The organism is Azonexus sp., assembly GCF_036170495.1.
In the GTDB taxonomy this organism is placed as follows: Bacteria; Pseudomonadota; Gammaproteobacteria; order Burkholderiales; family Rhodocyclaceae; genus Azonexus.
This window is the reverse complement of the sequence record NZ_JAVHPH010000208.1, coordinates 1-17,726: the sequence shown is the minus strand read 5'-3', so window position 1 is coordinate 17,726 and position 17,726 is coordinate 1. Positions and strand designations below refer to the sequence as shown.

At 64.0% G+C, this 17,726-nt stretch carries 17 protein-coding genes; 6 read left to right on the top strand and 11 right to left on the bottom strand.

Annotation, left to right across the window (positions count from 1 at the left end; genetic code table 11):
* The 4 genes from ADADOO_RS07145 to ADADOO_RS07130 form a co-directional block, all read left to right on the top strand.
* The coding region (locus ADADOO_RS07145; protein WP_511276238.1) for an aldehyde dehydrogenase family protein at positions 1–455 on the top strand (455 nt) is incomplete at its 5' end.
* Entirely contained in the window at positions 455–1,411 is a 957-nt protein-coding gene (locus ADADOO_RS07140; RefSeq protein ID WP_511276236.1) for a D-2-hydroxyacid dehydrogenase, read from the top strand. The genes ADADOO_RS07145 and ADADOO_RS07140, both read left to right, overlap by 1 nt.
* Positions 1,408–2,064, top strand: coding sequence for a LutC/YkgG family protein (locus ADADOO_RS07135; protein ID WP_511276235.1), 657 nt, complete (start codon positions 1,408–1,410; stop codon positions 2,062–2,064). The genes ADADOO_RS07140 and ADADOO_RS07135 overlap by 4 nt, the downstream gene beginning before the upstream one ends.
* Positions 2,061–2,474, top strand: a complete 414-nt coding sequence (locus ADADOO_RS07130) for a hypothetical protein (RefSeq protein ID WP_511276233.1) — start codon at positions 2,061–2,063, stop codon at positions 2,472–2,474. Before ADADOO_RS07135 ends, ADADOO_RS07130 begins: the two co-directional genes overlap by 4 nt.
* An 88-nt stretch (positions 2,475–2,562) precedes the next feature.
* Here ADADOO_RS07130 and ADADOO_RS07125 read toward each other — a convergent pair whose 3' ends face one another.
* The gene (locus tag ADADOO_RS07125) at positions 2,563–4,197 is read right to left on the bottom strand and encodes a methyl-accepting chemotaxis protein (RefSeq protein WP_511276231.1); all 1,635 of its coding nucleotides are present in this window, start codon (positions 4,195–4,197) and stop codon (positions 2,563–2,565) included.
* Complete coding sequence (locus tag ADADOO_RS07120; RefSeq protein ID WP_511276229.1) at positions 4,190–6,766, bottom strand: sensor domain-containing protein; 2,577 nt, start codon at positions 6,764–6,766, stop codon at positions 4,190–4,192. The genes ADADOO_RS07125 and ADADOO_RS07120 overlap by 8 nt, the downstream gene beginning before the upstream one ends.
* Positions 6,767–6,984: 218 nt before the next feature.
* Between ADADOO_RS07120 and ADADOO_RS07115 the strand changes: the two genes are divergently transcribed.
* On the top strand, positions 6,985–7,200 hold the full coding sequence (locus tag ADADOO_RS07115) for an RNA-binding S4 domain-containing protein (RefSeq protein WP_511276227.1): 216 nt from the start codon (positions 6,985–6,987) through the stop codon (positions 7,198–7,200).
* Between the two features lie 34 nt (positions 7,201–7,234).
* Here ADADOO_RS07115 and ADADOO_RS07110 read toward each other — a convergent pair whose 3' ends face one another.
* From ADADOO_RS07110 to ccoG, 8 genes are all read right to left on the bottom strand, one after another.
* The gene (locus ADADOO_RS07110; RefSeq protein ID WP_511276225.1) at positions 7,235–7,579 is read right to left on the bottom strand and encodes a HEPN domain-containing protein; all 345 of its coding nucleotides are present in this window, start codon (positions 7,577–7,579) and stop codon (positions 7,235–7,237) included.
* Positions 7,580–7,596: 17 nt separating this feature from the next.
* Positions 7,597–7,941, bottom strand: a complete 345-nt coding sequence (locus ADADOO_RS07105) for a nucleotidyltransferase domain-containing protein (RefSeq protein WP_511276224.1) — start codon at positions 7,939–7,941, stop codon at positions 7,597–7,599.
* A gap of 20 nt (positions 7,942–7,961) precedes the next feature.
* Positions 7,962–11,390, bottom strand: a complete 3,429-nt coding sequence (locus ADADOO_RS07100; RefSeq protein WP_511276223.1) for a class I SAM-dependent DNA methyltransferase — start codon at positions 11,388–11,390, stop codon at positions 7,962–7,964.
* 94 nt (positions 11,391–11,484) lie between these two features.
* Positions 11,485–11,958 (bottom strand): hypothetical protein, encoded by a 474-nt coding sequence (locus ADADOO_RS07095; RefSeq protein WP_511276221.1) that lies wholly within the window; start codon positions 11,956–11,958, stop codon positions 11,485–11,487.
* A complete protein-coding gene (locus ADADOO_RS07090; RefSeq protein WP_511276220.1) occupies positions 11,955–12,248 on the bottom strand; it encodes a nucleotidyltransferase domain-containing protein in 294 nt (97 codons plus the stop codon). Before ADADOO_RS07090 ends, ADADOO_RS07095 begins: the two co-directional genes overlap by 4 nt.
* 55 nt (positions 12,249–12,303) lie before the next feature.
* Complete coding sequence (locus ADADOO_RS07085) at positions 12,304–12,948, bottom strand: DUF47 domain-containing protein (RefSeq protein ID WP_511276218.1); 645 nt, start codon at positions 12,946–12,948, stop codon at positions 12,304–12,306.
* Positions 12,945–13,988, bottom strand: coding sequence for an inorganic phosphate transporter (locus ADADOO_RS07080; protein WP_511276217.1), 1,044 nt, complete (start codon positions 13,986–13,988; stop codon positions 12,945–12,947). Before ADADOO_RS07080 ends, ADADOO_RS07085 begins: the two co-directional genes overlap by 4 nt.
* A gap of 240 nt (positions 13,989–14,228) precedes the next feature.
* Positions 14,229–15,644: a cytochrome c oxidase accessory protein CcoG gene (gene ccoG, locus ADADOO_RS07075; protein WP_511276215.1), complete on the bottom strand. Its 1,416-nt coding sequence runs from the start codon at positions 15,642–15,644 to the stop codon at positions 14,229–14,231.
* Positions 15,645–15,973: 329 nt separating this feature from the next.
* On the opposite strand from ccoG, the gene ADADOO_RS07070 reads away from it, so the two are divergent.
* Entirely contained in the window at positions 15,974–17,293 is a 1,320-nt protein-coding gene (locus ADADOO_RS07070; protein ID WP_511276213.1) for a sigma-54 interaction domain-containing protein, read from the top strand.
* 143 nt (positions 17,294–17,436) lie between these two features.
* On the opposite strand, the gene ADADOO_RS07065 is transcribed toward ADADOO_RS07070, so the two are convergent.
* A partial coding sequence (locus tag ADADOO_RS07065) for a hypothetical protein (RefSeq protein WP_511276211.1) occupies positions 17,437–17,726 on the bottom strand: 290 nt, incomplete at its 5' end.

Genomic DNA, 17,726 nt, shown 5'->3' with positions numbered 1-17,726 from the left:
CACTCGACAGCTATACCGGACACTTCGCCAAACTGATGATGCAGGATTGCGGCTTTGACGAAGCGCGTGCCACGGCTGAAGTCGGTGCCGCGGTCGCTGCCCTGCACGGTGCAGCCGTCGGTGAAACCGGGATTTTCGGGCTGGTTCTCGACGCCTCGCGGCCGCTCGCCGGCCTGGCTGAAGCCATCGCCCCGGCCCTCATGGCCGGCGCCACGGTGGTCGTCAAGCCCAGCCCGAAGGCGCCGTCGGCCGCCTACGCCTTGTGCGAACTGTCCGCCCGCACCGCGTGGCCGGCCGGCGTGCTCAATCTCATGCAGGGCGACACCGCGGCCATCGAAGGGCTGTGCGCCGGCGGTATTGATCGGCTTGTTTACAGCGGCCAGGCAGCCCTCGGCGTCCAGGTCGGCGCCATTGCCGAAGCGACCGGCGTCCCTTTTGAGCTGAAAGCCGCCTGATGTGGCGCATCGTCCAACTCGAAGGCGAATCGTTGATCGCCGACGTCCGGCGACCGGCCTTCGCGCACGAGTGGGTCGAGCACGCTAAAACGGCGCCGGGGCAGGTCGTCGAGCGCCTGGCGGGCGCCACCATCGCCATTACCAACAAGGTGGCCATCGACGCCGCCGCCATCGCGGCACTGCCCGACCTCAAGATGATCGCCGTCTCGGCGACCGGCACCAACAACGTCGATCTCGACGCTTGCCGGGCCCACGGCATTGTCGTCTCGAATATCCGCAGCTATGCCGTGCACACCGTCCCCGAGCACGTCATGGCCCTGCTCCTGGCCCTCTCGCGTAACCTCGTGGCCTGGCGCGAAACCTTGCTGGCCGGCGGCTGGCAGCGGGCCGAGCAATTCTGTCTGTTCGATCATCCGATCCGCGACCTGCACGGCGCGACCCTCGGCCTGATCGGCAGCGGTTCGCTGGGCAACGGCGTGGCACGGCTGGGCGAGGCCTTCGGCATGCGCGTGTTGCGCGCCGAGCACCGGGGGGCGGCGGTCATTCGTCCCGGCTACACCGCCTTCGCCGAGGTGCTCGCCGAGGCTGACGCGATCAGCCTGCATTGCCCGCTGACGGCGGAAACGGTGAACCTGATCGGCGAGCCGGAGCTGCGGGCGATGAAGCGCTCGGCCCTGCTCATCAATACGGCGCGCGGCGGCATTGTCAATGAAGCGGCGCTGATCCGGGCGCTCAAGGAAGGCTGGATCGCCGGTGCCGGCTTTGACGCGATCACCACCGAGCCGCCCCCGGCCGATCACCCGATGGTCGATCCGGCCCTGCTCGCCCTGCCCAACTTCCTGCTCACGCCGCATGTCGCGTGGGCGAGCCGGCCGGCCATGCAGACGCTGGCCGATCAGCTCATCGCCAACATCGAAGCCTTCGTTGCCGGGGCGCCGGAAAACCGCGTGGCATGAGCGCCAGGGACGACATCCTCGGGCGCGTCCGCCGCGGCGTAGGCAAGGACGACTTCGCCGGGCGCCGTGCCGCCGCACTGGCATCGCTGGCACTGCCGCAACGTGGGCCGCAGCCGGTGCTGGGCACCGACCTCGTCGGCCGCTTCCGGGCCAAGGCCGAATACCTGTCGAGTACGGTGGCGAGCGTTGCCTCGCCAGCCGGGGTGCCAGCCGCCGTGGCCGCTTACCTGGTGGCCAATGGCTTGTCCGCCGAGGCCGTGGCCACGCCCGATTTGAGCGGCTACGACTGGCCGGCCTGCGGTTTACGTGTCGAGCCACGGCCGGCGGTCGACGCCGACAAGACCGGTATTTCCGGCTGCTTCTGCGCCATCGCCGAAACCGGCACGCTCATGCTGCTCTCCGGCCCGCAAACGCCCGCCACCGTCAGCCTGCTGCCGGAAACGCACATCGCGCTGGTCCATGTCTCGCGCATCGTCGGCACCATGGAAGACGCCTTCGCGCTGCTCCGCGCCGAACGCGGCAGCCTGCCACGCGCCGTCAATTTCATCTCCGGCCCCTCGCGCACCGGCGACATCGAACAAACCATCGTCCTCGGCGCCCACGGGCCCTGTCGGGTGCATCTGATCCTGGTCGGATCCGCCGTCGCGCCATGACCGAGCGTCGGGCGGTGAACGCATCGATGGCGCAGTCGCACCGCATCTCGCCGCGCCTGGTCGCCGCCCTGCTTGCCGTCGCGCTCGTCCCCCTGACCGTCATCCTTTATTCGCTTCGCGATGCCGCTTCGGCACGCCAAGTCTGGCGCGACGCCTGCCTGGCGCCAGAAAAGGAGAAGCTTGATGTGACGGGCCTCGTGCGCCAGCGCCAAGGCGGGTTTTATCTGGACTCCGGCACAACCCAGCATTACCTCGGCAAAGCGTGCGATGGAAAGTATGGGCGGGCCTGTCTGGAGAACAATCCCGGTAAACGCCTGCTCGCCGACCACCTTGGTCAACTGGCCAGCGCGCGCTTGTGCGACGGCGAAGTGCTGAGCTACCGGGTGGCGGGCAGCGCGTTCTACAAGTGAGGCGGGGGCCGGGCAGTCGATCCCACGGTCAACCGGAAAAACGCGCAAAAATGGAAAGCGTGGCCCGGCGCCCACCACGCGCGCTGGCTCAGATGCGGTACTGGTTGACCGACTTGTTCATCCGCTCGACCAGTTCGGTCAGATAGTCTGTCGTATTCGTCGTCTGGCTGACCACCGCCATGTTCTGCTCGGTCATTGCGGCCACCCGTTCGACGCTTTGCGCCATCACCGTCATGCCTTGCTCCTGCTCGACGGAGGAGTGGGAGATGTCGTTGACCATGCCGACCGTCAGGCTCATCTGGGTATTGATCTCCTGCAAGGCATTCTGCGCCTCCTGGACGAGCTGGACGCCGCGCTCGACCTGCTGTGCGCCGTGGCGCATCGAGTCCACCGCCTTGCCGGTTTCGTGCTGCACCGACTGGGTCATTGCGGCAATTTCGCCGGTTGCCTTGGCTGTGCTTTCAGCCAGTTTGCGGACCTCGTCGGCAACCACGGAAAAGCCGCGGCCGGCATCCCCGGCGCGGGCGGCCTCGATGGCGGCGTTCAGCGCCAGCAGGTTGGTCTGGTCGGCAATGCCTTTGATGACGCTGGTGATGCGGGATATTTCTTCCGATTGCTGACCGAGGCGCTCGACTTGAACGGCCGATCCCTTGACCGTATCGGCCAGCGACAGGATGGTGCTACACGCCTGGGCCGAGAGTCGGGCGCCTTCTTCGGACAGTGCCGAAGCTTGGGCGGCAGCTTCCCGTGTCGAGCCGGCATGGGCCGCAACTTCGCCGATCGAGACGGTAATCTGTTCGATGCCGGCGGCCGCAGTGGCCGTGGCATCGCTCTGCACACGCGCCGATTCGCGGACGTTGCCAACGCCTTCCTGGACCTCCGAGGCAACCCGATGCACTTGCGAAGCCGTGTCGGCCATGCCCTGCACGGTGGACTGGAAGGAGGAAATGACGCGGTCGATGTTGCCGACCATGTCGCCAACAAGATCGTGCCGTCTATGCTCAATGCGCTGGCGCAGGTCGCCGCTGGCCAGCATTTTCTCGAGCGCCGTGAAGGTTTCGCCGAGATCGGTTTTCAGGCGTGGGGAGAAGGCGAGCAGGAAGTTGAGGCTGAGCACGATGCCGATGCCGCTTATCGTCTGGAGCAGCGGGGTTAGCGCCGGATCCGGATTGAGGCTGCCGAGCAAAGCGACCAGGCCGAGCAGGCAGCCGAGAACGCCCATCAGCGGTAACTGGAAGCCGAGGCCGGCAAAGCGGGTCAGCAAGGACTTTCGGGCCGCGACAACGCGGCCGTGCTTGACGGCGATTGACGCGTCGCCCTGACGGATGCGCTGGTAGGCGCCTTCCGCCGCCTTGATTTCCTCGCGGCTGGGGGTGGTCCTGACCGACTGATAGCCGACAATCTGCCCGTCTTCACGGATCGGCGAGGCATTGGCGACCACCCAGTAGTAGCCGCCATCCCGGCGCCGGTTTTTGACCACGCCGCGCCAGGGTCGGCCGGCGCGCAGGTCGTTCCACATGTCGGCGAAGGCCTCGGTCGGCATGTCCGGGTGACGCACCATGTTGTGGTTTTCGCCCAGCATTTCCTCGCGCCGGTAGGCGCTGATCTGCGCAAAGGCCTCGTTGGCTTCGGTAATCACGCCCTTGAGGTCGGTACGCGAGTAGATGAACTGCCCTTCCGGCAATCGTGTTTCAAGGTCGGTGACAGGCTGGTTGTTACGCATGGCAGTTTTCTTTGATGGAGTTGGGGTATTCATCGGCCGGCCACAGCTCGATGCTGCCGAGGCCATTCATCGGCGCATTGTTGCGGATGAACAGCTCCGCTTGATCGGCCGGCAGCGGTTTGCTGATCAGGTAGCCCTGGATTTTTTCGCAGCCGATACTGAGCAGGAATTTCAGTTGCGCCTCGGTCTCGACACCCTCGGCGACGACTTCCAGGCCCAGCTTGTGGGCGAGCAGCACGGTGACGTCGCAGATGTCGGCATCGTTGGGATCGGACTCGATGTCCTTGACGAAGGAGCGGTCGATCTTGAGCGTGTGGATCGGCAACAGTTTGAGGTAGGCCAGCGACGAGTAGCCCGTGCCGAAATCGTCGATCGACAGCGTCAGACCGCTGCTGCTCAGGGTTTTCATGACGCTGATCGATTCGTCTGGCGAGGCCATGGACATCGATTCGGTCACTTCCAGGTCGAGCCGGTCGGCACTCAGGCCGTTGCTGGCCAGCAGTTCGTGGATGCGAGCGGGCAGTGTCTTGTCGAGAAACTGTCCGGTACTCAGGTTGATCGACATGCGGATATGGGTGACGCCCCTTTGCTGCCATGCCTTGAGCTGGCGACAGGCTTCCTCGAGTACCCAGTCGCCGATGGCCGAGATCATGCCGCTTTCTTCGGCAATCGGGATGAAGTCAGCCGGCGAGACCAGGCCGCGGGTCGGGTGCTGCCAGCGGATCAGCGCCTCGACGCCGACGATGGTGCCGCTGCGCAGATCGAGCTGGGGCTGGTAGTAGAGCAGGAACTCGCCGCGCGTGATGGCCAGACGCAAGTCCGACTCAAGGCTCATGCGCTCGGTCGTCGCGATGTTCATGTCCTCGGTGAAGAACTGGTAATTGCCCCGTCCCTTGGCCTTGGCGTGGTACATCGCCACGTCGGCGTTTTTCAGCAGGTCGCCGATTTCCGTGCCGTCTCCCGGATACACGCAGATGCCGATACTCGGCGAGGTTCTCAGCTCCTGGCCGTTGATCAGATAGGGGGCGGAAATCTCGCGGGTGATCTTGTCGGCCAGGTGGGCCGCGTCGGCCGGCGAGCCGATGCCGGGCAGGGCGACAACGAATTCATCGCCGCCCAGACGGGCCACGATGTCGCTCTCGCGGACGGCCGCTGAAAGGCGCTGGGCAACCTGGACCAGCAGTTCATCGCCGGCCTGGTGGCCGAGGGTATCGTTGATCGTCTTGAAGCGATCGAGGTCGATCAGCATCAGGGCCAACTGCATCTGGTTGCGTTTGCAGAAGGCGACGGCCTGGTCGAGTTTTTCGTGCAGGCTGAAGCGGTTGGGCAGGTTGGTCAGGGTATCGTGGTGGGCGAGATGACGGATGCGCTCCTGCGTCGCCTTGAGTTCCGAAATGTCGATAAAGCTGCCGATGTGGTTGCGAATTTGTCCTTCTTCATCGCGGACCAGCGAGATCGACAGCCATTTCGGGTAGGCCTCACCGGTTTTTCGGCGGTCCCATAACTCGCCCTGCCAGGCGCCATCCCGATGCAGACAGGTCCACATGTCGGAGAAAACATCGGTCGGCGTGGTGCCGGCCGACAGCACGCGCGGATTTTTGCCGATCACTTCTTCCGGCAAGTAGCCCGTCAGCGTGGTGAAGGCCGGGTTGGTAGCGATGATCCGGTTGCTCGCATCGGTCACGATGATCGCTTCGTTGCTGTTCGAGAAGACCATGGCCATGAGCTGGAGGTGCGCCTCGGTCCGCTTGCGTTCTGAAATGTCCTGCACCGTGCCTTCGTAGCAAATGAATTCGCCCCTGGGGCCGAAGACGACGTGGGCGTTTTCGGAAATCCAGATGCGCGATCCGTCGCGCCGGTAAACCTCCGACTCGAAGTTGAGGACCTCGCCATCCTTTTCGATCAGCGTCAGAAACTCATCACGGCGATCGGGCTGGACATAGAGCCGGCGTTCGATGTCGGCCAGATCGGCCATCAGTTGCGGCGCATCGTCGTAGCCATACAGTCTCGCCAGGGCCGGGTTGGCCGCCAGGTAGCGGCCCTCGCGGGTGGACTGGAAGATGCCTTCCGAGGCGTGTTCGAAAATGTTGCGATAGCGCAACTCGGCAGCCTCGAGCGCTTCGAGCGTCGATCTTCGCGCCGTGATGTCCTCGATGAAACCCTCGATGACAATTTCGCCCACCTCGTCGCGGGTCGCGATGCCGCGCTCGACCACCCATTTGACCCGCCCGGACTTGCCAACGATCCGGTACTGGACGGCAAAGCGCCGGCCGCTGAGGACCGCGTCCTCGATGCAGGCGCGCACGCGCCCGCGGTCTTCCGGGTGCGTGATCTCCTCCCATGAAACCCCGGTCTTGCCGAGGATCTCCGACGACGCGTAGCCGCTCAGCTCCTGGCAACCCTCGCTGACGAAAACCATCGTCCAGTCGGCGTCCTGCAGACAGCGATAGGCCATGCCCTCAAGATTCTTGACCAGCGTGTCGAGGACACGGGAATGGTTGAGGCGTGAAGGGGAAGTGCCGGAATGAGTGTGGCGTTTGGGGCGAAAGTGCACGGCTAGGGCTAACAAATATGAGAGATATGCTGAGTTCAGCAAATATCGTACCTGCCCAAAAATGGCGATTTATGACGCAGGGAGCGCCTGACTGGTGCTGTTTAGTCCGACGCGCACCGCAGTGGGGCGTTGCCTCCATTGCTCGGTGACAAAATGGCGATGGCGCTACAATTGGCGCATTCGAAACAGAAAGGCAGGCCGCGCGCCTGCCTCAGTCACCTTCAGGAAACCCCATGTCCATCAGCTTTGCCATTCGCGGCGAATACATCCAGCTCGATCAACTGCTCAAGGCCACCGGCCTGTGCGAATCGGGCGGCGCGGCGCATGCCGCCATCGCCGAAGGGCGCGTCAAGGTCGATGCCACGGTCGACACGAGAAAACGGGCAAAACTGAAACCTGGTCAGGTCGTCAGTTTTGCCGGTGAAGAAGTGGTGCTGGTCGCCGAGTAGTCTTGCTAAAGCGCCCTAAAGTCCAGCAGGGTGGCTAGCGTAGCGACGAAGGTTCTGCTGCTTCGACGAGTCGGCGTGCATCGTCGGGGCTGATCGAATCCCCGCTGTAGTCGGCGACGATGCGGATTTCCTCCGCCTGTTTGAGCAGACGGCCAATTTCGCGGGGTACCGGGCCGTTCTTCACCAAGTGCAGGCTGAAGGCGGTGAGAACGCCGCTATGTGTTTTCCCGACATGGTTCGCAACCTCCGCCCCCGTTGCCAGCAAGGCGGCACGCGCGGCATCGAACATCGCGTAATACGCCCGGTTGCAGGCGCCGTCGGTATCGTCGCGATTCAGAAGGGCGCGGGCCGACGCGCAGGCCGTGCGGGCCTTCGCCATCAAGGCAGGAGCATCCATCACAGCCGGACGCCCTCGCGAGCGATGTTTTCCAGCAAGAGAGGGTTTGAATAGGCCTCGGGGTGCGCCCACTCGGCGAGCCATACCGGCAGCGGCGAAACGTTGATCCCGGTATCGAGCAGTACGTCGTAGGCGATATCCGACATTTCCAGTTTGGTCGGCCGCAGCTTGCCCGGTTCGCCGCGCAGTAGCACGGCTACATCGGCGTCGCTGTCCGGCGAAAAGTCGCCACGCGCCCGGCTGCCAAAAAGAATGGCGTCGGCGACGTCGAACTGCGCTCGCACGCGCTCAAGAAAAGCGTGGGCGGCGAAGTCGGTGGCGGGGTCGAGCAGGTGCGTCTTCATGTCGCAAAACATAGCACAAATCACCCCACCCAGCCGCCGTCCGACTGCTTGGCGCGGCCGAGGGCTTCGAGCATGGCGAGGATTTCGGGGAGGCGTTTTTTCCAGGGGCCTTTGCCGGTGAAGCGGGCGGCGAGGGCGGGTTCGTCTTGCGGCGTTGGGGTGAGTGCGTCGGCGATGGCGCGGACCTGTTCGGGCAGGGTGGGGGGCCAGGGGCGTTTTTCGGCGGCTTTGGGGGCGGGGAGTGACCCATCCCCCTCCTGGCCTCCCCCTTGACGGGGGGGGGGTTTAGCTCCCACCCCGTCAAGGGGGGGGGTGGGGGGGGGTTGGGGTGGCGTTGGGTTCTGGAAGTCGGGGCGGAGCCAGCGGATGTGGCCGGTGGCTTCTTCGCGGCTGCGTTCGGCGTTGAGGGCGACGAGGCGGTCGAGGAGGGCGTCGCCCCCACCCTCACCCCCGGCCCCTCTCCCTGAGGGAGAGGGGAGGAGATCGGACCAGCCGTAGGCTTCGAGGACGGCGGTGTCGAGTTCGTCGTGGAGCTGGCGGAGGACGGCGACGAGGCCGGTTTCGTGGATGGTCTTGTCCTTGGCGGTCAGCGGCTCGCCGCTGCGCAGTTTGGCCAGCACGTTGTACATCCCCGTCAGCGTCAGATCCGGGTGGGTGGCCTGCTGGCGCTTGCGGTGGGTGTCGAGTTGTTCGGCGAGGGCGGCGATGCGGGCTTGCTGCTCGGGGCTGGCGGCGGGGAAGGGGAATTTTTCGAAGCAGGCAGTTTTGACGTAGACCGGGCGGTCTTCAAGGGTGCTACCGGTGGCCAGCGTCCAGGCGATATGCACCTGCGACGAGAGCACGCCGAGGGTGTATGCGTCGGCCAGCGCGATGCAGACGAGCTTGTTGTCCGGCGCAATGGCGGCGTCGAGGAACTGGAAGGTGCGGTGCTTGGCGGTTTCGACGGTGGCGATGTAGCGGAGCTGGCCGGCGAGTGATGCGCGCATGTCTTTGCGTGCTTCGCCGAAAATCCACCAGTTGTCGCGATAGCCGGCGCGGTTGTTCTGGTCGCGTTCCGGTTTGACGCGTTCGAGCACCCATTGATAGGCCGCCGGGTAGTGGCTGCGCGCTTCGTCGGTGGTCAGACCATAGAGGTCGATGACCGAAACGCCGCGTGGCTTGTCGGTCAGGTCGCGGCCGTTGCGGTAGGGGCGGATGCGGTCGCAGGGTTGCAGGCGGGCGGCTTCGTCGGGCGTGACGATGAAACCGGCGCCGATCAGCTGAAAACCGCGGTTTGCTAGTCCTTCATTCGCCCGCAGCGCCTTGGCGCCGACGACATCGGCTCCGATGCTCAGATCGGCGTGGATGCGGCCGGTTTTTTCGGCGAGTTCGATATGTACGGCATCGCCCTCTGCGCCGCCTTCGCCAACGACGGTTTGCAGCGTTCCCAGGGCGTCGCCGGGCTGGCCGACGGTCATCGCGATACGCACGGCGGCGCCGCTCGCGGCGTCTACCCACGGGTGGTCGGGGATGGCCCAGGCCAGCGCCAGCGGCGGCTGGGCGTTGAGGTGGTGTTCGAGGACGCGGCGGTTGAAGGTTTGCTTGAGGCTGTTGGTGGTGATGAAGCCGAAACGCTGGACTTCGCCGCGGCGGGTGAGGTCGGCGGCGTGGTGCCACCAGAACATGACGAAATCGGCGGATTCCGGCACTGCCGGCCAGGCGGCGCGCATGGCTTCGGTGTAGCCGTCGCCGAGGGCCTGGCGCATGGCGGCGGCGCCGATGAAGGGCGGATTGCCGACGATGTAGTCGGCCTGCGGCCAGGTGGCGGGGCGCGGGTTGGTGTAGCGTTCGCGCGGGATTTGGGCGGCCTCGTCGGGCACGAGTTCGCCGGTGACGGGGTGGGGTTTGGTCGTGCGGCCGTCCCAGCGGGTGAGGGGCTTGCCGGCTTCATCGGTGGCGAAGGCGATGGCGTCGGCGCTGAGCACGGCGTCGCGGCATTCGATGTTCTTGAAGTCGCGCAGGATGGGGCTGGGCGGCAGGCCGCTGCCCTGGGTGCGGAAGTGCCATTGCAGGTAGCCGATCCAGAGGACCATTTCGGCGATGGCGGCGGCGCGCGGGTTGATTTCGAGGCCGAGGAACTGGTGCGGGTCGACGGTGAGGCCTTCGACTTCGAGACGTTGTTGCGTGTCGCCAAGCTGGGCGAGGGTGTCGAGGACTTCGCCTTCGAGCCGCTTCATGTGTTCGAGCGTGACGTAGAGGAAGTTGCCGGAGCCGCAGGCGGGGTCGAGGACGCGGGTGGTGCACAGCTTGTGGTGCCAGGCGCGGACGAGGTCGGCGGCGTCTTTGAGCTTGCCTTCGTTGGCGAGCAGCAGGGCGGCGGCCTGGGTGTCGTGCCAGTTGGCGCGCAGCGGCTCGATGACGGTGGGCAGGACGAGGCGGTCGACGTAGGCGCGCGGGGTGTAGTGGGCGCCGAGATCGTGGCGTTCGAGCGGGTTGAGGGCACTTTCGAGCAGGGTGCCGAAGATGGCGGGTTCGACTTCGGCCCAGTCGGCGCGGCTGGCTTCGAGCAGGAGGTCGATCTGGTCGCGGTCGAGCGGCAGGACTTCAGGCTGCTTGAAGAGCTTGCCGTTGAAGCGCGGTAGCTGGGCGCGGATGGCGACGGAGAAGCTGCCTTCGTCCATGGCTTGCCAGAGTTCGGCGACGAGCGGGACGAATTGTTCGGGGGCGTTCTTGAGCGTCTTGAGCAGGCCGGTGAAGGCGCCTTCGTTGTCGACCTTGGGGAGCAGGCCGACGTCTTCGGCGAACATCGAGAACAGGCAGCGCGAGAGGAAGGCGGCGACGCGCTCGGGCTGGTATTTGCCTTCCAGCGATTGCGCAACGCGGGCGAGGCGGACGGCGATTTCGCGCGTGGCGCGGGCGGTGCGGCGGGCCGGGTCGAGGCTGTGCGGGTCTTGCCAGACGGCCTGGAGGCGGGCGCGGATTTCCGGCTTAGTGAGGTCGTCGAGCTTGATGCGGTGGCTGCGCGGGTCGGGGAAGGGCGTGTAGCTGCCGCCGGTGCAGGTGAATTCGGCGTAGAGCTCGATGACGTTGCCGACATCGAGGACGACGAGGAAGGGCGGCCGGCCTTCGTCGGCGGGCAGGTGGCGGGCGTAGTTTTCAGCCTGGCCACGGGCGCGCAGCAGGGCGTCGTCGAACTGGCGGGTTTCAGCGCCGGCGCGGATTTTCTTGGCTTCGCCGATGAAGCTGCCGCGTTTGTAGCAGTCGATGAAGCCGTTGCTGGTGCTGCCGTCGCCATGATGAAAGATGACGCGGCGCTCGAAGACGTAGGGATTGTCGCGGGTGTCTTCGTTGGCCGGCTGGGGTTTTTCGACTTCCAATAATTCGCAGAGGTCGGCGATGAAAAGCTGGTAATTGGCGCGCTCGGAGCCGCCGGCCGCCCGCCAGCGGGCAAGGAAGGTGTCGATGTGCATGATGGCGGGATTTTAGCCGGGCAAATGGCGGCTGGGGTCGATTGCTACGGTCAACCGGAAAAAACCGGCAAAAATGAAATGTTGGGCCGGGGTGTCAGCCGAGCAGGTTGGCCTGAGCGTAGCGGCTGGCGCGCTCGGCGATGGCGATCAATTCCGGAGCGTCGGCGGCCAGGGCGTTGACGAAGCGGGTTTTGCCCGTGTCGTCGGTATCGTATTCGTGGGCGCCCAGGTTGCGCAGGACGCGCATGGCTCGCCAGCCTTCGGCGCTGGTCAGGATGCCGAGTTTTTCCATGCGGGCGAAAACCCGGTTCATGTCGTAGGCCTCCTCGCCAGAAAGAATGACGAGTTCGCGGAAGATGCCGGTCAGCAGATCCTGCAGCTTGCCGAAACGCTCGATGAGGGCGGAAACCGATTCGAGCCGTACCGGGTCGAGTTCACCGAGCGCGCCCAGCGGGTAGGCGTTGCGGTCAAGACTGAAGCGTAGATGCTCGGTGAGGCGTTCTACGGCGTGCAGCCTGTCGGCCAGCAGATTGCGCTTCTGGGCGTAGAGTTGGTCGTCCAGCGTCATGCGATGCGTTCTCCGGACAGGCGGGCGACGGCGTGTATCGGCCGTTCGCTGTCGAGCCTGTCCTTGACGATCAGGTCGACGGGCAGGTTGAGCGCATCCTGCAGGTGAAGCAAGGCGGTGGCGCGGCTACGGTAGTCAGCGACATGCGGGGTTTCGACGAACAGGTCAAGGTCGCCACCGCGCGCCTCGTCGTCCATCCGGGAGCCGAAGATGTAGGTAACCGCATCGCTGCCAAAGTGGCGATGCAGCGTTTCGGCAAGTCGGAGGCGTTGTTCCTGGTTCAGGCGCATGGGGCGATGGTAGCCAAAGCGGGCGGCCGACGGAAGGGGCTTGATCGGCAACTGCTCAGCACATCTTGACGACGATGTCGTGCAGGGTGTTGGCGCAGTTGGCCATGCGGTCGGCGGCGTTGGATAGGTGGCGGTAGATTTCGCGGCGTTTGAACATGTGGATGTAGTCGTCGCCGACGAAGAGTTCGGCGATGGCCCGGCGGTAGTTTTTTTCGACCCGGCGTTCGGCCTTGCGCGCGGCGTCGGCATCGGCGGCGGCCGCCGCCGGCTCCTTGGCGAGGCGCGCGTAACCCTGGGTCAGTGCATCGGTGCCGAGCTTGATGTGCATGGCCATTTCCAGGCAATGTTTGTCCGGCGCCAGGCCGAGAACTTCCATTTCGCTGACCGTGGTCTTGCAGTAATTGACGATTTCGTCGAGGTCGATGATGGCGCGGTAGAGGTCTTCGCGGTCGATCGGCGTCGAGAAGGCTTCGTTCAGCGTGTGCAGGTTGCGGATCTTGACACGGTCGGCTTCGTGCTCGTCCTGGCGGATGAGCTGGCCGATGTTCTGGTCGCCGGTTTCCATGAATTCGACGAGCAGACCGGCGGTGTGGGCAACGTGCTGGCATTGCTCGGTGAGCAGGGTGAAGAAGTCGGGCATTTTCGGGAAAACGCGGTCGAACAGGCGGCGGAAGATGGACGGATTACTTTCTTCGCTCATGGCGTGCCTCCGAGGAAAAGATGAACCAGCGCATAGGCCTGGATGGCGACGATGGCGGCGCCGGGAATGGTGATCAGCCAGGTCAGCGCGATGTCCTTGGCCTTGGCCCAGCGCACGGCGCGCGGCCGTTCCGAGGCGCCGATGCCCATGATCGAGGTGGCGACGACGTGGGTGGTCGAGACCGGGGCGCCGGCGATCGAGGCGGCCATGATGACGAGCGCCGAGGTGAGCTGCGAGCCCAGCGCGTGGATCGGGCGGACGCGATAAATGGCGAAGCCGAGGGTGCGGACAATGCGCCAGCCGCCGGACATGATGCCGAGCGTGATCGCCGAGGCGCAGGCGAGGATGACCCAGAAGGGGACTTCAAAGGTCGGGATGAAGCCGCCAAGGAGCAAGACGAGGGTCAGGATGCCCATGCTTTTCTGGGCGTCGTTGGCGCCGTGCGAGAAGGCCAGGCCGGCGGCGGTGACGAACTGCAGGCCGCGCAGGCGGGCATTGGCGGCGGGATTGGCGGCGATGAGCAGGGTGGTCAGTAGCCGGTGAACCAGGAAGCCGAACCAGAAGCCGATCAGCGGGGAGAGCAGGAGCGCCGCCAGCACCTTGACGATGCCGGTCAGATGGCCGTCGGCCAGTTCGCCAAAGCCCCAGACAACCTGGTCGGCGCCGACCGAGACGACAACGGCGCCGATCAGGCCGCCGACCAGGGCGTGCGACGAGGAGGAGGGGATGCCAAAATACCAGGTGCCGAGGTTCCAGACGATAGCGCCGAGCAGGCCGCAGAGCAGGATGGACAACGCGAGGACGGGGGCCACACCGTCGAGGGCGACGAATTTGCCGATGGTGTTGGCGACGGCGGTGCCGCCGAGCAATGGCCCGAGAAATTCGAAGACGGCGACGATGATGACGGCCTGCACCGGCGTCATGGCGCGCGAGGCGATGACCGTGGCCACGATGTTGGCGGCGTCGTGAAAGCCGTTGGTGTAGTCGAAGACCAGGACGATGACGACGGTGACGACGGCGAGCAGGAACAGGGTGTCCATAGGCGCTGGGCCATCGGCGCTGGCCCGGTCTCCGGTTTGTTTTGGGTTTGCGGCCAGTATATCGCCGAAGGGCGGCGTTTCGGCCAGCCTGAGGCCGATTGCCACGGTCAACCGGAAAAATCGCCCGATTTGAAATACCGGAAAGCGGTGGCCTACAACCAGTCGGGCGCTGACCGGCCAGGCGCCAGACGAAAAAAAGCGGGAGACGCGCTCCCGCTTTGTCCTGATCAGCCGGAAAAACTACCTGGGCAGCAGGAACGCCGCTTTTTCGCGAACCTTGATGTCCGGGTTGTCCAGCGCGACGATCTCGAAGTGAATCGGGTTCGAGCCGGTCTTGCCGGCGTCGGGCGGCACGGCGACGACGGTGTTAAACGATTGCAGCGAGGCCGGCGCGACGTCGACTTCGACATCGCCGGTGATTTCGGCGCCGGGCAGGCCGTCGACCGTCACCTTGTAACGATGCGACTGTTCCTCGGTGTTCATGATCTGCAGCATGTAGACGTTCTCGATGCGGCCATCGTCGGCTTCGCGGGCCAGCGTTGAGCGGTCGCGGATGATGTCGACCTTGAGCGGGATGCGGGTGCTCAGGAACCACACGGCCAGCCCGGTGATGACGATCAGGATGAAGGTGTAGAGCAGGATGCGCGGGCGGATGATGTGAGCCAGGATTTCCTGCTTGCCCTGATGCTTGGCCATGGCGTTTTCGGTCGAGTAGCGGACCAGACCGCGCGGCAGGCCGACCTTGTCCATGACCTGGTCGCAGACGTCGATACAGGCGGCGCAGCCGATGCACTCGTATTGCAGGCCCTTGCGGATGTCGATGCCGGTGGGGCAGACCTGGACGCACTGGTTGCAGTCGATACAGTCGCCCAGTTTGGGGGCCGCCGGGTCGGCGTTCTTCTTGCGCGCGCCGCGCGGCTCGCCGCGTTCTTCGTCATAGGTGATGATCATCGTGTCCGGGTCGAACATCACGCTCTGGAAGCGGGCGTACGGACACATATGCTTGCACACCTGCTCGCGCATGAAGCCAGCCATGAGGATCGTGAAGCCGCCGTAGAAGAAGATCCAGAAGGTTTCCCAGGGGCCGAGCTGGCCGGTCAGGACGTTGTTGATGAGTTCCTGGACGGGGGTGAAATAACCGACCAGCGTGAAGCCTGTCCATAGGCCAACGATGCCCCAGAGTAGGTGTTTGGTCGCCTTGATGCGGAACTTGCGCGCATCCATTGGCGCCTTGTCGAGCTTGACTCGGGCGTTGCGGTCGCCTTCAACCCAGTTCTCGATCCACATGAAGATCTGCGTATAAACCGTCTGTGGGCAGGCGTAGCCGCAGAACAGCCGCCCGGCCACGGCCGTCACGAGGAATAGCGCGTAGGCCGAAACGATGAGCAAGGCGGTCAGGTAGATGACGTCCTGCGGCCAGAAGACGACGCCAAAAATGTAGAACTTGCGTTCGACCAGATGCAGAAGAATCGCTTGCCGATCGTTCCAGGTCAGCCACAAGCCGCCGTAGAAGAACGCCTGGGTCAGGATGACCAGCGCAACACGCCAGTTGTCGAAATAGCCACGAACGCGTTTGGCGTAGATGACCTTGTGCTTTTCGTAGAACGAAACCTTGGCTGGTTTGAATTCTTCCGTATTTTCTTGGGGCTGATTCATTGACGTCTTCGTGGGGATGGGAAATAGGGTTGGAAACCGGCGCTACCAACAGTAACTGGCGACTGCGCCAAGCAAGCCTGCGGGGCGAGGGGGATAAGTCGCAGCCAGACCCGTTGCCGCCCAGGCCATCGCCCGCTGCAATAGCTTGCAATGGCGCGGTGGCCGAAGTAGTGCCGGTTTCCAAGGATACTTACAATCAAGATGCGTGCCTGCCCTTTTGGGGGCTTCAAGATGCTTAAAAATCATCCGCTTATATATCTCATTAAGGTGCTTGTTGGCAAATTGTGTCAATATTGACAGGTGTAGATGACGAAATTGACGGAGGTGGCATGGGCGAACATGCTTTGGGCGAATTGATTTCCTTCCTCGATGGTTTGCCCGAACCGCGCATCGTGATGAACGCCGAATACCGGATTATTGCGGCGAACGCCGCCTATGTTCGCGACTTTGGCGGCGGCCGGCTGATTACCGGGCGGATGTGCTACGAGGTTTCACATCATTTCGCCATCCCATGCGATCAGGCGGGCGAGTCATGCCCGCTCAAGCAAAGCCAGAAATCAGGCGGGCCGCAGCGCGTCCTTCACTTGCACCATACGCCGCGTGGCGAAGAGCATGTCGCCGTTGAAACCACTCCGATTCGCGACGAAAACGGACAAATTGTGGTTTTCGTCGAGACCATGCGCGTCGTTCGCCAGGCCAGCAGCCGTCCGGCGGCGCAAGGCCTGGTTGGTCGCTCGCCGGCCTTTGTCGGCATGCTGGAGAAAGTGCTGCGCGTCGCCAATTCGAATGCGGCGGTGTTGTTGCTCGGGGAAACCGGCACCGGCAAGGAGCTGGTCGCCCGCGCCATCCACGAAGGCAGCGCCCGGGCTGACGGCCCTTTTGTCGCGGTCGACTGCGCCGGGATGACCGAAACCTTGTTCGAGAGCGAACTTTTCGGCTACGAAAAAGGCGCTTTTACCGGCGCCACGCACCGCAAGCAAGGTTTGGTCGAAGCGGCGTCGGGGGGCACCCTGTTTCTCGACGAAATTGGCGAGTTGCCACTGGCCCTCCAAGTCAAACTGCTGCGCCTGCTCGAAACCGCGACTTACCGGCGGGTTGGCGGGCTGGACTGGCTGCCGGCCGACTTTCGGCTGGTTGCTGCGACCCATCGCGACCTTCGCGCCATGGTTCAGGCCGAAACTTTTCGGCGCGACCTCTATTTTCGCATCAACACCTTCCCGATTCACACGCCGGCTTTGCACGAACGACCGGCCGATATTCCCTTGCTGGCGGCTTCCCTGCTCGAACGAGTCGATCGCAATCCGGGCCGACAATTTACGCCTGCGGCGCTGGCCTGGCTGGCCAGCCAGCGTTACAGCGGCAACATCCGGGAGTTGCGTAACCTGATCGAACGCGCCACCTTGCTGGCTGACGGCGAGCTGATTGACCTGCCCCATCTCGAAGAAATGGCCGAAGATTCCCCCCGAGCCTTGCCGGCCAATGACAATGCTTTTCATGTTGATCAGGTCATCGAACTGGCCACGCTGGAACGGCGTTACCTCGGCTGGGCAAAGGACTACAATGGACTCGACGCCGTCCAACTGGCTGCCCGTCTCGGGGTCAGCCAGCGCACTTTGTATCGCAAATTGCAGGGCTTGAAGGGCTATTGAGCCGCCAGGACGACGTGCTCCGAAGATTTTAATTTTTAGCCAAAATCCCGGTTGACCGTGGGAACTGTCAGAAAAGTATGGCGCAGCCCCCGTGTGCGCTTGCAGAAGCAAGCGAGATAGGTAAATGTCGGCCTGCTCAGCCTTTACCATTTCTTACAATCAGCCTGTTGGTGCACTTTATAATCGTCGATGCCTATCTTTTTGGCATTTTCTGGGGCGCCGGGGGGTAAGGTTGCACGGGCGTGAGGAATTGCCGTTTTACTGCTCAAATAAAAAATACTGCTCATGAAAAAAATAACGCTTGCCTCGCTTGTGGTCACAGCGGTCATTCCTGCCATCGCGCAAGTTTCGCCGGCGCAAACAGCCGCCCCCGCCACGCTCAAACAAGTTGCCCAGCGTGCCGTCCTCAACAGCCCGGAAGTCACCGCGAAAT

Excerpts from the sequence above, each read along its gene's own strand:
- ADADOO_RS07140 (WP_511276236.1), top strand. The coding sequence starts at position 455 with ATGTGGCGCATCGTCCAACTCGAAGGCGAATCGTTGATCGCCGACGTC.
- ADADOO_RS07135 (WP_511276235.1), top strand. The coding sequence starts at position 1,408 with ATGAGCGCCAGGGACGACATCCTCGGGCGCGTCCGCCGCGGCGTAGGC.
- ADADOO_RS07130 (WP_511276233.1), top strand. The coding sequence starts at position 2,061 with ATGACCGAGCGTCGGGCGGTGAACGCATCGATGGCGCAGTCGCACCGC.
- ADADOO_RS07125 (WP_511276231.1), bottom strand. The coding sequence starts at position 4,197 with ATGCGTAACAACCAGCCTGTCACCGACCTTGAAACACGATTGCCGGAA.
- ADADOO_RS07115 (WP_511276227.1), top strand. The coding sequence starts at position 6,985 with ATGTCCATCAGCTTTGCCATTCGCGGCGAATACATCCAGCTCGATCAA.
- ADADOO_RS07110 (WP_511276225.1), bottom strand. The coding sequence starts at position 7,579 with ATGGCGAAGGCCCGCACGGCCTGCGCGTCGGCCCGCGCCCTTCTGAAT.
- ADADOO_RS07105 (WP_511276224.1), bottom strand. The coding sequence starts at position 7,941 with ATGAAGACGCACCTGCTCGACCCCGCCACCGACTTCGCCGCCCACGCT.
- ADADOO_RS07100 (WP_511276223.1), bottom strand. The coding sequence starts at position 11,390 with ATGCACATCGACACCTTCCTTGCCCGCTGGCGGGCGGCCGGCGGCTCC.
- ADADOO_RS07095 (WP_511276221.1), bottom strand. The coding sequence starts at position 11,958 with ATGACGCTGGACGACCAACTCTACGCCCAGAAGCGCAATCTGCTGGCC.
- ADADOO_RS07090 (WP_511276220.1), bottom strand. The coding sequence starts at position 12,248 with ATGCGCCTGAACCAGGAACAACGCCTCCGACTTGCCGAAACGCTGCAT.
- ADADOO_RS07085 (WP_511276218.1), bottom strand. The coding sequence starts at position 12,948 with ATGAGCGAAGAAAGTAATCCGTCCATCTTCCGCCGCCTGTTCGACCGC.
- ADADOO_RS07080 (WP_511276217.1), bottom strand. The coding sequence starts at position 13,988 with ATGGACACCCTGTTCCTGCTCGCCGTCGTCACCGTCGTCATCGTCCTG.
- ccoG (WP_511276215.1), bottom strand. The coding sequence starts at position 15,644 with ATGAATCAGCCCCAAGAAAATACGGAAGAATTCAAACCAGCCAAGGTT.
- ADADOO_RS07070 (WP_511276213.1), top strand. The coding sequence starts at position 15,974 with ATGGGCGAACATGCTTTGGGCGAATTGATTTCCTTCCTCGATGGTTTG.